Annotated in this window: 10 protein-coding genes; 2 read left to right on the forward strand and 8 right to left on the reverse strand. The window is 67.4% G+C overall.

Translation table 11 applies throughout. From position 1 onward, the window contains the following. Positions 1-69 precede the first annotated feature (69 nt). Both cdpA and HWX55_RS09050 read left to right on the forward strand, forming a co-directional pair. Complete coding sequence (gene cdpA / locus HWX55_RS09045; RefSeq protein WP_200891613.1) at positions 70-1812, forward strand: cyclic di-GMP phosphodiesterase CdpA; 1743 nt, start codon at positions 70-72, stop codon at positions 1810-1812. A gap of 26 nt (positions 1813-1838) precedes the next feature. Beyond that, positions 1839-3350: an HDOD domain-containing protein gene (locus HWX55_RS09050; protein ID WP_175975380.1), complete on the forward strand. Its 1512-nt coding sequence runs from the start codon at positions 1839-1841 to the stop codon at positions 3348-3350. Between the two features lie 92 nt (positions 3351-3442). Here the strand turns inward: HWX55_RS09050 and HWX55_RS09055 are convergent, their stop codons facing one another. The 8 genes from HWX55_RS09055 to HWX55_RS09090 form a co-directional block, all read right to left on the reverse strand. Further along, complete coding sequence (locus HWX55_RS09055; protein WP_050011412.1) at positions 3443-4237, reverse strand: ABC transporter substrate-binding protein; 795 nt, start codon at positions 4235-4237, stop codon at positions 3443-3445. 338 nt (positions 4238-4575) lie between these two features. Beyond that, positions 4576-5604 (reverse strand): succinylglutamate desuccinylase, encoded by a 1029-nt coding sequence (gene astE / locus HWX55_RS09060; RefSeq protein ID WP_175975451.1) that lies wholly within the window; start codon positions 5602-5604, stop codon positions 4576-4578. Between the two features lie 7 nt (positions 5605-5611). Continuing rightward, a complete protein-coding gene (gene astB / locus HWX55_RS09065; RefSeq protein WP_175975381.1) occupies positions 5612-6952 on the reverse strand; it encodes an N-succinylarginine dihydrolase in 1341 nt (446 codons plus the stop codon). Positions 6953-6966: 14 nt separating this feature from the next. Further along, a complete protein-coding gene (gene astD / locus HWX55_RS09070) occupies positions 6967-8430 on the reverse strand; it encodes a succinylglutamate-semialdehyde dehydrogenase (RefSeq protein WP_175975382.1) in 1464 nt (487 codons plus the stop codon). 7 nt (positions 8431-8437) lie between these two features. Next, complete coding sequence (gene astA, locus HWX55_RS09075) at positions 8438-9469, reverse strand: arginine N-succinyltransferase (RefSeq protein WP_175975383.1); 1032 nt, start codon at positions 9467-9469, stop codon at positions 8438-8440. Further along, positions 9466-10533 carry an arginine/ornithine succinyltransferase subunit alpha gene (aruF, locus tag HWX55_RS09080; protein ID WP_175975384.1) on the reverse strand — a complete coding sequence of 356 codons (1068 nt, stop codon included), beginning with the start codon at positions 10531-10533 and terminating at the stop codon, positions 9466-9468. The genes astA and aruF overlap by 4 nt, the downstream gene beginning before the upstream one ends. Positions 10534-10563: 30 nt before the next feature. Further along, a complete protein-coding gene (locus tag HWX55_RS09085; RefSeq protein WP_175975385.1) occupies positions 10564-11796 on the reverse strand; it encodes an aspartate aminotransferase family protein in 1233 nt (410 codons plus the stop codon). A 1016-nt stretch (positions 11797-12812) separates the two neighbouring features. Continuing rightward, positions 12813-13853: a GlxA family transcriptional regulator gene (locus HWX55_RS09090; RefSeq protein ID WP_175975386.1), complete on the reverse strand. Its 1041-nt coding sequence runs from the start codon at positions 13851-13853 to the stop codon at positions 12813-12815. Positions 13854-13866: the final 13 nt, after the last annotated feature.

Consider the following 13866-nt stretch of genomic DNA (forward strand, 5'->3'; position numbering starts at 1 on the left):
TCACGCAAGGGCTCCTGGCGCAGCGCCTTGCATACGCTGCGCCGCTTCGCTCGGTCGGGCGGCGCGCTGATGCCCGCGCGCGCGGTCGCGCCGCGACGCGACGACTCCGTGCGCAACTGGCTGGAACAGACGGTCGGCACGGTGGATTTCCTTGCCCACGTCGATCGCGAGCTGCGCTTTCTGTACGTGTCCGACGCGAGCCTGCGCTTCATCGGCTACCACCGCGACTACCTGCATACGCTGACGCTGCGCGACCTGATCGCCGAACAGGATACCGCGGCGCTCGAAGGCCTGCTCGCTCGCGCCGCGCGCTCGGGCCAGGTCGAGAAGGCGACGATGTGCATCGTCAAGTCGCTCACCTATCCGCTGGACGTCGAGGTCCGCGCGTTCAAGAGCCGCCACCACGGCGTCGACGGCTTCGCGATCGCGGCGTTCGACGTGTCGTCGTGGCGCGCGCTCGAGGCGCGCCTGACCTACGAAATGCACCACGACCCGATGACGGGGCTCGACAACCTGTCGGCGCTCGTGCCGGCGCTGATGCGCGCGCAGCAGACCGCCGACGAGGACGGCACCTGCGCGGCGCTGCTGCTGCTCGACCTCGACGACTACCAGCGGATCAACCGCGCGCTCGGCTACGACGCGGGCGACATGCTGCTGCGCGAGACCGCGCAGCGGCTGAAGGCGCTCGTCACGCCGGACGAGCAGCTCGCGCGGGTCGCGAGCGACAAGTTCGCGGTCGTGCTGGGCGCACCGGACCGCACGCAGGCGAGCCATGCCGCCGATTCGCTCGCGCGCCGGCTGCAGGCCGCGGTGCGCGAGCCCTACGTGTTCCAGGGGCAGACCGTGCACCTGTCCGCGAGCATCGGCATCGCGCTCTATCCGGACGAACGTGCCGCGCCGCATCGCGCGCAGCATCACAGCCCGCTGCTGCGCCGCGCCGACCACGCGCTCTCCCAGGCGAAGGCATCGGGCGGCAACGCGCTCGCGTTCCATGCGCCCGTCGACGATCCGGCCGACGCCGAACGGCTCAAGCTCGAAGCCGACCTGTACGACGGCGTGCGCAACGGCGAGTTTTCGCTGCATTTCCAGCCGATCACGCGCAGCCAGTCGGGCGCGGTGGTCGGCGTCGAGGCGCTGATCCGCTGGCGCCATCCGGTGCACGGCCTCGTGCCGCCGGCCACCTTCATCCCGCTCGCCGAATCGATCGGCCTGATCAACTACCTCGGCAACTGGGTGCTCAAGGCCGCGTGCATGCAGCTCGTCGCGTGGGACGGCCAGGGGCTCGCGCTGCAATACGTGGCGGTCAACGTGTCGCCGCAGCAGTTCCGCGACCCGCGCTTCACGCAGAGCGTGCGCGAGGCGATCGCGCTGACCGGCATCGACCCGCGCCGCATCGTGCTCGAAATCACCGAAAGCCTGCTGATGCACGATCCCGCGCACGCGAAAATGCTGCTCGAGGAGCTGACCGGTCTCGGCATCCGCTTCGCGATCGACGATTTCGGCACCGGCTATTCGAGCCTGGCCTATCTGCAGCGCTTCCCGCTCGCGAAGCTGAAGATCGACCGCAGTTTCGTCGAGAACCTGCTGACGTCGCGCAACGACCGCGCGATCGTGTCGGCGGTGGTCGGCCTCGCGCAAACACTGGATCTCGAGCTCGTCGCCGAAGGCGTCGAGACCGAGGCGCAGCGCGAGCTGCTGACGGAGATGGGCTGCAATCACATCCAGGGCTGGCTCGTCTGCCAGGCGCTGCCGTCCGAGGAGCTCGCGCGGCGCTTCGAGGCGCAGCAGCTGCACCTGCACGCCGCCGCCTGACGCGCGCGGCGAACCGAAAGATCCGTATGTCAACCACCGAATACCTGCCCCGCACCGCGCTGCTCGACAAGCTGTGGGCCCGGATGAACGAACGGGGCGATTTCCCGCTGCTGTCGGAATCGCTGCGCGCGACGATGGCCGCGATGAAGAACGACGACCTCGACTTCACCGCGCTCGTGCGCGTCGTGCTGTCGGACTTCGCGCTCACGCAGAAAGTGCTGCGGCTCGCGAACTCCGCGATGTACATGGCGTTCGGCGGCAACATCACCACCGTGACCCGTGCGCTGATGGTGCTCGGCATGGACGCCGTCGGCCATCTCGTGGTCGGGTTGAAGCTCGTCGACCACTTCCATCAGAGCACGCCGCGGCGCATCGACGCGAAGCTTGAGCTGAACCGTGCGCTGCTGTCCGGCTGCGTCGCGCGCAAGCTCACCGAGCACGCCGAACTGCGCGGCGGCGAGGAAGCCGTCGTCTGCACGCTGATGCGCCAGGTCGGCAAGCTGCTGGTGGTCTGCTATCTCGACAGCGAATGGGACCGCATCCGCCGCCGCGCGGCCGAGCTGAACGGCGACGAAGCGGCCGCCTGCGTCGACGTGCTCGGCGTCGGCTTCGACGAGATCGGCGTCGAAGCGGCCGCGCGCTGGCGGCTGCCCGACGTGATCCGCGGCGGGATCGCCGACGACGATCGCGCCACCCGAGCCGATGCGTTCGACAACGAAGACGGTGACGCCCGCCACGCGGGCCCGGCTGGCGACGACGGCTCGGCCGATCGCATCCGCTGGCTGCGCGCGGTGAGCCGCTGCTCGACCGACGTCGCCGGCGCGCTCGTCATGCCCGCGAGCCCGCAGCGCGACGCGCGCATCGCGGCGCTCGCGCAGCACTACGGCGCCGAACTCGACATGGAGGCCGACGCGCTCGTCGAGATCGCCGATCGGCTCGCGCGCGAGGAAGCGAGCGACACCATGATGCGCGAGATCGTCGAGCTGCGCGCGAACGCCGATGCGATCGCGCGCGCGCAGGCCGCGCCCGAGGCCTGCCTCGAAGCCGGCCTCGCGGACTTGCGCGCGCTGCCGTCCGAGCACGTGCTGACGCCGGTGCTCGCGCTCGCGTCGGAAAGCCTGCTGGCCGGCCTCGCGTTCACGCGCACCGTGATGTTCGTACGGCACGACGACGGCACCTTCGCCGCGCGCCTGGGCTTCGGCCCCGGCGTCGATACGGCGCTCGACCGGCTGCATTTCGACGAACGCTTCGAGCCGGACGTGTTTCATCTCGCGATCTCGAACTCGGTCGGCATCTTCATCGAGCAGGCGCAGGACCCGAAGATGACGAAGCGCCTGCCCGCGTGGTATCTCGACGCGTTCGACGACGCGCGCGCGTTCGTGCTGCTGCCCGTGCGCGTCGGCGCGACGAGCGTCGCGCTGCTGTACGGCGACTGGGCCGGCGCGCAACCCGCGCGCAAGATCTCGCAGCAGGAGATGGCCGTGCTCAACGAACTCGCGCGCGAGCTGGGACGGTTCTTCGCCGCGCAGCCCGGCTGACGGCGGGCCCGCCTCCCGTCGTTTTCGCTTCCCAAAAGCAAACCGACCGCATCAGCGGCCGGTTTTTTCCATCGTGCGATCGAGCGAGGCGCTTACTTGAGCGTGACAGGCACGCTGAAGTACTTCTTCGCGAGGTTGTCGATCGTGCCGTCGGCCTTCAGGTCCTTCAGCGCCTGATCGAGCGCGGTCTTCAGCGCCGCGTCGTTCTTGCGCAGACCGAAGCCGACGCCCGAGCCGAGGATCTCGGCGTCGCTGACCGTGCCGCCCGCGAACGCGAAGCCCTGGCCTTGCGGCTTCGTCAGGAAGCCCTTCGAGCCCGCTTCCGAATCCTGGAACGTCGCGTCGAGACGGCCCGACTTCAGGTCGGCATACGCCAGATCCTGCGTCTGGTACGGCACGACATCAACGCCGGCCGGCGCCCACTTCTTCTTCGCGTACGCTTCCTGGATCGTGCCCTGCAGCACGCCGACGCGCTTGCCCTTCAGCGATTGCGGGGTCGGCAGCAGGCCGCTGCCCTGCTTCGCGATCAGCTGGTTCGGAATCGTGTAGATCGGATCGGTGAACGCGATCGCGTGCTTGCGCTGGTCGGTGATCGTCATGTCCGAGTTGATCGCGTCGAACTTGCGCGCCTGCAGCGCCGGGATCAGGCCGTCGAAGTCGTTCTCGACCCACACGCACTTCGTCTTCAGCTTCGCGCACACCGCGTTGCCGATGTCGATGTCGAAGCCGGTCAGCTTGCCGTCGGGCGTCTTGTATTCGAACGGTGCGTACGAGGCCTCGACGCCGAACCGGATCTCCTTCAGATCCGCGGCAAACGCGCTGCCTGCCGCCACCGCCGATGCCGCTACCACCGCGTGCGCGGCCACTTTACGCCAATCCAACTTCATCAGGTGTTCTCCTCGATACTCGAATGTTCCGGAACGACGGGCGCATGCATCATTGCAGGGCCGGATGACACCGACAATGCCGACGCCGCGCCTTGATGCGGCGCAACAGCCGCAAGGCCGCGATTGTACCAATCCGCGCGGCTCGACACGGCAAAGCGGCCGTCGATGCGCGATGGTGCGCTGCGCGCACGGCGGCCGCCGCGCGACCCGTCGAACTTGCAAGACGGTGTCGCAAATATGCAAGCGCGACGCATGCGCCGTCCGCGCGGCGGGCGGGCGTCATCGCAAAAAATGAATCGACTGCCGGACGATGCGCGGCCCGCACGATTGCACGTCGATCAGACGAGCGCCGCCAGCGTGTCGCGCGTCGTATCGACGACAAGCAGGCCCGCGCGCAAACCCGGCTTCACGGTCGGGTTCGGAAATACGATGCGTTCCTCGTCGTGCTTCACCGTATAGCGGTAGTCGCCGTCCTGCGCGAGCACCGTGCCGCGCGCGAACGCGGTGAAGTTCGCGACGTCGGCCGCGACGAACAGCTCCAGCGCATCGCTCTGCTTGGTGATCTGATCGATCACCGTGAACACCCGCGGCAATGAGGCGTCGACGTCACGCCGCTCACCCGACACGAGCTTGCGCACCGCGCGGTCGGCCGGCGCGAAGCGCGTCAAGTCGTTCTGGCCGAACGGCCGCACCTTGCCGAGTTCGAGCGTGCACGCGAGCGCGCCGCACTGCTCGGCCGTGAAATGCGAATACGTGTTGCCCTTCGCGGTATGCAGCAGCACGGCCGCGATGCGTGCGTCGCCGAGCCATTCGACCATCGCGCGCGTCGGCGGCGTGCCCGTATGCGGCAGCAGCGCGAATTGCTCGAAGACCGATGCGCGAATCGCCGTGTGCATGTCGATGTGCCAGCGCGCGCTGCCTGCCGGCGCGGCCGCGAAGAATGCGGCGGCCGCCGCCTCGAGCTGCGCGGCGCGCGGCGCTTCGCGGCTCGCGCTCACCTGCGCGTGACGGCCGCTGAACAGGCGGTTCAGGTCGTCGTCGAGATAGCGTTCGCCCGCACGCATCGCCGGCACGTTGCCGAGCACGACCAGCAGCCGGCACGCGAGCGGCAGCGCGCCCGCCGCGAGATCGCGCACGAGCAGCGACAGCAGCTCGATCGGCGCGGTCTCGTCGCCGTGCACGCCGGCCGACACGAGAACGCTCGCGCGCGCCGCCGCGTCGGCGGCTGCCGGTTCGAACGCGAGCAGCCCGTCGCCGAGCCAGCGCCAGCGCACCGCGCCGCCCGCGCACGCGCCGTCCCGTTCGGCCGGCGCGCCACCGGCCAACGTGAACGCGAGGAAGTCGTCGAGCAACGCGTTCGCCGACATGCGGTGCTCAGCGCTGGAAGTCATACAGCGACCCGACGCGCAGGATCTGCGTGAGCGCGTCGAGCGCCGTGCGCGATTCGTCGAGCAGCGCCGGATCGGCGAGATCTTCCGGGGCGAGGCGATCGCGATAGTGCTTGTCGATCCACGCGTCGAGCGACGCGAACAGCGTGTCGTTGATCCACACGTTCGACGTGACGGCCGCGCGCTCGGCTTCGGTCAGCACGACGCGCAGGCGCAGGCACGCGGGGCCGCCGCCGTTCTTCATGCTTTCGCGCAGGTCGAACACGAGCACGTCGTGAATCGGACCATTGCCGGCCGCAAGCTGGTCGAGATAGGCGGCGACCCGCTCGTTCTCGCGGCATTCCTGCGGTACGACGAGCACCTGCGAGCCGTCCGCGCGCGACAGCAGCTGGCTGTTGAACAGATACGACGTGACCGCGTCGTTCACGCTCACCGCTGCGTCGGGCACCTCGATCACGTTCAGGCGCGCACCGCGTGCGTCGAGCGCGGCGGTCAGCGTGTCGTAGATCGCCTGCTTGTTGACGAACGCGCGTTCGTGCGTGAACAGCGTGTCGCGGTTGCCGACCGAGATCACGTCGTTGTGGAACACGCCCGCGTCGATCACGTCCGGATCCTGTTGCGCGTAGACCGTCGCTTCCTCGGCGAGCCCGTGGCGATGCGCGACCGCGCGGCTCGCCTCGAAGGTCTGCCGTGCCGGGAACCGCTTCGGCTCGGGGCCGCGGCGGTATTCGGCGCGGCCGTACACGAAGAATTCGACGCCCGGCTTGCCGTATTCGGCGCAGAAGCGCGTGTGGTTCGCCGCGCCTTCGTCGCCGAGCGCCGGCGTGCCCGTCAATGCTTCGTGCACCGCGAAGTGCGTGGGGTCCGCGAACAGCGTCGACAGCGTGCGGCGCGTCGCTTCGTGCTCGATCGCGCGATGCAGCTTGCTGCACAGGTTCGCCGGCGTGAAGTGCACGCGGCCGTCGCTCGTGTCGGCCGACGGGCTGACGGTGGCCGCGTTCGCGGTCCACATCGCCGACGCCGAGCTCGCCGCGGCGAGCAGTTCGGGCGCCTGCTTCGCCGCCTTCGCGATCACGTCCGCGTCCTTGCCGGAGAAGCCGAGCTCGCGCAACAGGCGCAGCGACGGCCGCTCCTGCGGCGGCAGCACGCCTTGCGCGAAGCCGAGATCCGCAAGCTGCTTCATCTTGCGCAGCCCCTGCTTGGCGGCGGCCTTCGGGTTCGCGGCCGACTTCTCGTTGTTCAGCGACGCCACGTTGCCGAACGACAGTCCGGCGTAGTTGTGGGTCGGGCCGACGAGCCCGTCGAAATTGGCTTCTTGTGCGTTCATCGTCGTTCCCTCGATCAGAAATGCAGGCCCGGCGACAGGCTCGCGGGCAAGGTCAGTTGCGTGCTTTCCACCGACGCCATCGGGTACGCGCAATAGTCGGCCGCGTAGTACGCGCTCGGCCGATGGTTGCCCGAGCGGCCCGTGCCGCCGAACGGCGCGGCCGACGATGCGCCGTTGGTCGGGCGGTTCCAGTTGACGATCCCGGCGCGGATCGTGCGGCGGAAGTGTTCCCATGCGTTGGCGTCATCGGCCAGCAAGCCTGCGGACAGGCCGAACGCCGTGTCGTTCGCGCGCTCGATCGCTTCGTCGAACGTCGCGTAGCGGACGATCTGCGCGAGCGGGCCGAAGTGCTCTTCGTCGGGCAGGTTCGCGACACCCGTCACGTCGATGATCGACGCGTTCACGAAACCCAGGCGCGGATCGCGCTGCGTCATCGCGATGATCGGCTTCGCGCCCTGCTCGACCAGGCGCGCCTGCGCATCGACCAGCTTCGCGGCTGCGCGTGCCGAGATCACCGCGCCCATGAACGGCTGCGGATCGGCATCGAACACATCGGCGGTGATTTTCGACGTGACGTCGGCAAAGCGTGCGAGGAAGCGATCGCCGAACGCGCCCTGCGGCACGAAGATGCGGCGTGCGCACGTGCAGCGCTGGCCGGCCGACAGGAACGCCGACTGGATCGTGTGGTGCACGGCCGCGTCGAGGTCCTCGACCTCGCCGATCACGAGCGGGTTGTTGCCGCCCATCTCGAGCGCGAGCACGATTTCCGGACGGCCGCCGAACTGCTTGTGCAGCAGCGTGCCGGTATCCGAGCTGCCGGTGAAGAACAGCCCGTCGATCTGCCGGTGATTCGCGAGCGCGATGCCGGTGTCCTTCTCGCCCTGCACGAGGTTCAGCACGCCGGCCGGCAGCCCGGCTTCGCGCCACACGTCGACCGTCGCGCGCGCGACGCCCGGGGCGAGCTCCGACGGCTTGAACACCACGGTGTTGCCGGCGATCAGCGCCGGCACGATATGACCGTTCGGCAAGTGGCCGGGGAAGTTGTACGGGCCGAACACCGCAACGACGCCGTGCGGGCGGTGACGCAGCACCGCGACGCCATCGGCCATGTCCTGGCGCTTCTCGCCGGTGCGTTCCTGGTACGCCTGGATCGAGATGCCGACCTTCGCGGCCATCGCCGCGACTTCGGTGCGCGCTTCCCACAGCGGCTTGCCCGTCTCGCGGCCGATCGCGGTCGCGATCGCTTCCTTGCGTTCGGTGAGCAACGCGGCGAAGCGTTTGACGATCTCGCAGCGCGCTTCGAAGTCGAGCGCCGACCAGCCGGCGAATGCGCGGCGTGCGCTCGCGACCGCACGGTCGACGTCCGCCGCCGATGCGCTGCCGCCCTGCCATGCGATTTCATCGGTGCCCGGGTTGCGCGACGCGAAGACGGGGCCCGAGCCTGCGACCCAGGCGCCGTCGATGAAGAGTTCCGTCATGATTCGTTTATCCCTGTTTGACTTTGAGCGGCAGCACGCGGACCGGATCGCCGGCCTTCACGTCGAGCGCGGCGGCATCGTCGGCCGACAGCACGAATGCGCCGTTCGCGACCACGCCCGGCGCGACGCCGACGCGGAAATCGCCGAGCGACGTGTTCGACACGAGCGACTTCGGCGCGTCGTCCCCCGCGTCGGGCACGCCGATCGCGACCGGCACGACGACGCTCTCGCGCACCGTGCGCAGGTCGTTGACGTGGCATTCGAGCACCGGGCCCGCGTCGAAGATGTCGACGTGATTCTGGTAGCGCAGCCCTTCCGCTTCGAGCATCTTGCGGGCCGGCAGCGTGTCGCGATGCGTGAGGCCGACCGCGTCCTGCGCGTCCTGCGGCAGCAGGTCGACGTACACCGGGTAGCGCGGCATCAGTTCCGCGAGGAACGACTTGCGGCCGTGCGAGCTCAGGTAATCGGCCGCGTTGAAATCGATCTGGTAGAAGTGCGAACCGACCGCGCGCCAGAACGGCGACGTGCCGTCCTCGTCGAAGTGGCCGCGCAGTTCCGCGCAGATGCGTTCCGGAAAGCGGTCGCGGAACTGCGCGATGAACATGAAGCGCGAGCGCGACAGCAGTCCGCCGACGCCGCCCGTGCGATAGCGCGGGCTCAGGAACAGCGAGCACACTTCCGCGTATCCCGTCAGGTCGTGCGAGATGTTCAGCGCGGACATCCGCGTCCACACGCCGAGCTCCTGGCTCGCGTGCACGACCGTGCTCACGCGATAGTTGTAGAACGGCTGCTCGAGGCCGACCTGCGTCTCGATTCCGCACACGCCTGCGATGTCGCGCGTCTTCGAATCTTCCATCACGAAGAAGTAGCCGGCCTCGCCGGGCGCCGCGTGGCCTTCGAGCGTGCGGCGCGAGCGTTCGATGCGCGCCGCGAGCGCATCGCGGTCGGGCTTGAACGTGGTCAGGCCCGGCCCGGTTTCCTGCGCGAGCGACACGAGCGCGTCGACGTCGCCCGTTTGTACGACCCGAACGACGATCATGCTGCGTCTCCCTTCAAATCTTCATCGTCGCGGCGATGCAGCGGCACGCAGCGCACGACATCGCCTTCCTTCACGTCGAGCGCCGCGCGCACGTCGCCGGCGAGCGGCGCCTCGGTGCTCCGCGCGTCGGCCGTGTCGCCCGGCAGGTCGGCCAGCACGCAGCGGAACGATTCGCCGCTGCCCGTCGACACCATGTACGCGACGTCGCCCTGCTGATGCGCGGCCTCGCGCACGACGCGCTCCGACGCCTGCTTCACGCACGCGGTGCGATCGACCTGCGCGGTCAGCACCGGGCCCGCGTCGAAGATGTCGACGAAGCGGTCGGGCTCGAAGCCTTCCTCGAGATGGATGTCGTACGCGAGCAGGGCCGTTTCGTTCGGCTCGCCGAGCACGCGTTGCGCGGCTTCCGGCAACAGCGGCACGTAGAGCGGATAGGCCGGCATCACTTCCGCGATGAACGTGCGGCTGCGACCGCCCGATGCGATGTCGACGTCGGTGAAGTCGCGGCCGAAGAATTTGCGGCCCACCGCTTCCCAGAACGGCGACGCGCCGTTGCCGTCGCTCACGCCGAGCAGCAGCGTGAACACTTCCGGCGTGAAGCGGCGGCGGTTCGCGGCGATGTACATCATCCGGGCGCGCGAGATCAGGTGCGCGGCCGCGTCGCCGCGCAGCGACGGATCGACGTAGAAGCCCGCGAGCCGGCTCTTGCCGGTCAGCTCGTGCGACATCGTGAGCGCGTGGATCTTGCGGTTCACGTGCAGCTCGCGCGACGCGTGGATCAGCGCGTCGTTGCGGAACGCGTAGAACGGTTCCGAGTAGCCGGCCGCGGCCACGATGCTCGCCGTGCCGAGCAGCTTGCCGGTCGACGAATCCTCGAGCACGAAGAGGTAGAACTCCTCGCCGGCGAAGTCGACGTCCGCGCGAAACGAATCCTCGGAGAGCGCCACGCGCGCTTCGAGCGCCGCGCGGTCGTGCGGCAGCGAGTGCAGGACCGGCTGCGCGGTGCGCGCCATCTGCGCGAGCGCATCGAGATCCGTGAGTTTGCCGGGGCGAACAAATAGCATCGTCGTTCCTGTCTGCGATGGGCGCGCCGTTCAGCGCGCGGTGGCTTCCTGCGCCGCGAGCACCTGCTCGACCGCCTTTTCGAAGCGCTTCACGCCTTCGTCGAGCAGGTCGAACGGGATCACCAGCGACGGGACGAAGCGCAGCACGTTCGGGCCGGCGATCAGCATGATCAGCCCTTGCTCGGCGGCGGCCGTGACGAAATCCTTCGCGCGGCCGTCGAATGCGGCGGTGAGTTCCGCGCCGACCAGCAGGCCCTTGCCGCGGATGTCCTTGAAGATGCCGAAGCGCGCGTTGATGCGTTCGAGTGCGCCCTTCAGGCGCACGCTGCGTTCGCGCACGCCTTCGAGCAGCGCCGGGTCGCCGATCAGTTCGACGACCTTGTCCGCGATCGCCGATGCGAGCGGGTTGCCGCCGTACGTCGTGCCGTGCACGCCGACCTTGAAGTGCGCGGCCAGTTCGTTCGTCGTCAGCATCGCGCCGATCGGGAAGCCGTTGCCGAGCGCTTTCGCGGTCGTGAGGATGTCCGGCGTGACGCCCGTGTCCATGTAGGCGTAGAACTGGCCGGTGCGGCCCACGCCCGTTTGCACTTCGTCGAAGATCAGCAGTGCGCCGTTGGCGTCGCATGCTTCGCGCAGTGCCTTCAGGAATGCCGGATCGGCCGGGATCACGCCGCCTTCGCCTTGCACCGGCTCGACGATCACGGCGCACGTTTTCGGGCCGATTGCGGCCTTCGCGGCTTCGATGTCGTTGAACGGCAGGTGCTTGATGCCTTCCGGCACGGGGCCGAAGCCTTCCGAGTACTTCGGCTGGCCGCCGACGCTGACCGTGAAGAACGTGCGGCCGTGGAACGACTGCACGAACGACACGATTTCGTATTTGTCTGCGCCGTGGCGGTCGAACGCGACGCGGCGCGCGAGCTTCAGTGCGGCTTCGTTCGCTTCCGCGCCCGAGTTCGCGAAGAATGCGCGGTCGGCGAAGGTCAGCGATTCGAGGCGCTTCGCGAGGCGCAGCACCGGTTCGTTCGTGTAGCCGTTGCCGATGTGCCAGAGCTTGCGGCCTTGTTCGTCGAGGACTTTCAGCAGTTCCGGGTGGCCGTGGCCCAGCGACGTGACCGCGATGCCGCACGCGAAGTCAATGTACTCGCGGCCAGCCGTGTCCCACACGCGCGAGCCCTCTGCACGGTCCGGCACGAACGGCGCGGGAGAGAATACCGGCACCATCACTTCGTCGAATGTCTGGCGGGTCACGGTCGAGGTCGTCATGGTCGTTCCTTTCGGTTTCGTAAGAGGGTTCAACAGGATCAAGTTTAGGGAAGGGTGACGCAAGCGTCTTGCGGAATTGCGACGGGTTCTATCGGAAGGTTTTGGTTTTGCCCTCCCGGGCAGGGGGGCGGCTACGCCGTGTCGGTATTTTGGGGCTTTTTCTGTCTTGTCTGTGGCTTGCTTCCGGTGTCGTGAAGCACCTGCGATAGTGTCGGTCTATTAGCGTCGCCCCTCCGCGGGGCAGCGGTCACTTTTCTTTGTCTTGCCAAAGAAAAGTAACCAAAAGAAAGGCGCTCGGATATCGCATGACCTCCCGGTGCCATGGCGCCCAACGTGGATCGCACAAAAGTGTCCGCGCCAGTCACGTACCGGGAGTGGTTCGAGCAATGGTTCTGACACCACTCGATACCCCACGGAGCGGTATACCGCCCGCTAGCTCCGTCCTCGCTTCGCTCGGCCGATAGGTCCATCCCGACCAATGCCGCCATCTTCCGCCCGTTGCAAGGGACTCGCTGTACTTTCGATAAACGGGAATTCGCTGCTCTGCCCGCGAAAAAAATGGGGGACGCAAATACATCGTCTCGCGCAGACATCGATCGTCAAACGATCCGGTCATACAAATGCGGAGAGCAGAAAAAGTGCCTGGCAGTCGACACCTCATGCAGGAAGCAAGAACGCAACCGCCCCCCTGAAGTACCTTGCAGCCGAGCGTAGCGAGGATGGAGCTAGCGGACGGTATACCACTCCGTGGGGTAGCGAGAGGTGTCGGAACCATTGCTCGAACCACTCTGGATTCCTGACTGGCGCGGACACTTTTGTGCGGACCACTTTGTTGGCGATGGCACCGGGAGGTCATGCGATATCCGAGCGCCTTTCTTTTGGTTACTTTTCTTTGGCAAGACAAAGAAAAGTGACCGCTGCCCCGCGGAGGGGCGACGCTAATAGACCGACACGATCGCAGGTGCTTCACGCCAAACGCGGGCGGACCACCAAACAAACCAAGTCAAAACCCAACCTCAATCCTTCCCGCGCTCGACGAGCGCCCCTCCGCGAGGTTCGCTGCCCCCACCGGTCTGCTTCTCGAGCCACGCTCTTCGATCTTCCCGAGGCGTAACCCCGAACCTTTCGCGATAAGCGTTAGAGAAGTGCGCAGCAGAAGAGAACCCACAAGCCAGAGAAACTTGAACGACAGACTTGCTGGTCCGCTGCAACTGAGTCCGAGCCTTGAGCAGTCGAAGATTGAGGTAATACTTTGAGGGCATCGCCCCGAGATACTGCCGAAAGAGCCGCTCCAACTGTCGGCGCGAAACGCCGACCAAGCCGGCGATCTCATCGGTAGTAAGCGGATCCTCGATATTGGCTTCCATCAAAAGCAACGCGTCATTCAACCGAGGATGCCGCTCCCCCGGTGCAGTCACAAACGGAATCCTCTGCCGCTCCTCGCCGCTGCGCAACACCCCAACCCCAAGCGCATCGCCAATCCGCTCCGCGAGATCCACCCCATGTTCCCGGCCAATCATGGCCAACATGAAGTCAACAGTCGCCTGCCCACCCGCACAGGTGGCCCGATCGCGATCGATCTCGAAGATCTGCTGCGTGACGATCGACCGCTCGAACTGCTCGGCGAACTGCTGATACGTCTCCCAGTTCACACTCACGCGATACCCGGAAAGCTGCCCGGCCATCGCCAGCCACCACACACCGTGATGAATGCCGGTCACAACGGGCGTACGCTGCCCGACCCGCGCGAGACTCGCGAGAAACAACCGATAGTCGGCAAACTGCTGAAACCGCTCGGACACGACGATTACCCAGTCGCACGCGATCGCATCGTTGAACGCCGCATCGGCATGCCACTGCGCGCCGCCCGCGAGCGGCACCGGCCGACCGTCCCACGAACACACCTGCCAGCGATACAGCAAGCGTCCGTCGATCTCGTTCGCGAGATTCAGCGCATCGACGATCGGACCCACGCCCGACATCGACACGGGCGGCAATGCAACGATCGCCACCTGCGTCGTGCGGGTGGCGCCTGCGGGACGAGACACCGGTACCACGTTGAAACCTGCC

The organism is Burkholderia sp. BCC1047 (genome assembly GCF_902833155.1).
GTDB classification, from domain to species: Bacteria; Pseudomonadota; Gammaproteobacteria; order Burkholderiales; family Burkholderiaceae; genus Burkholderia; species Burkholderia sola.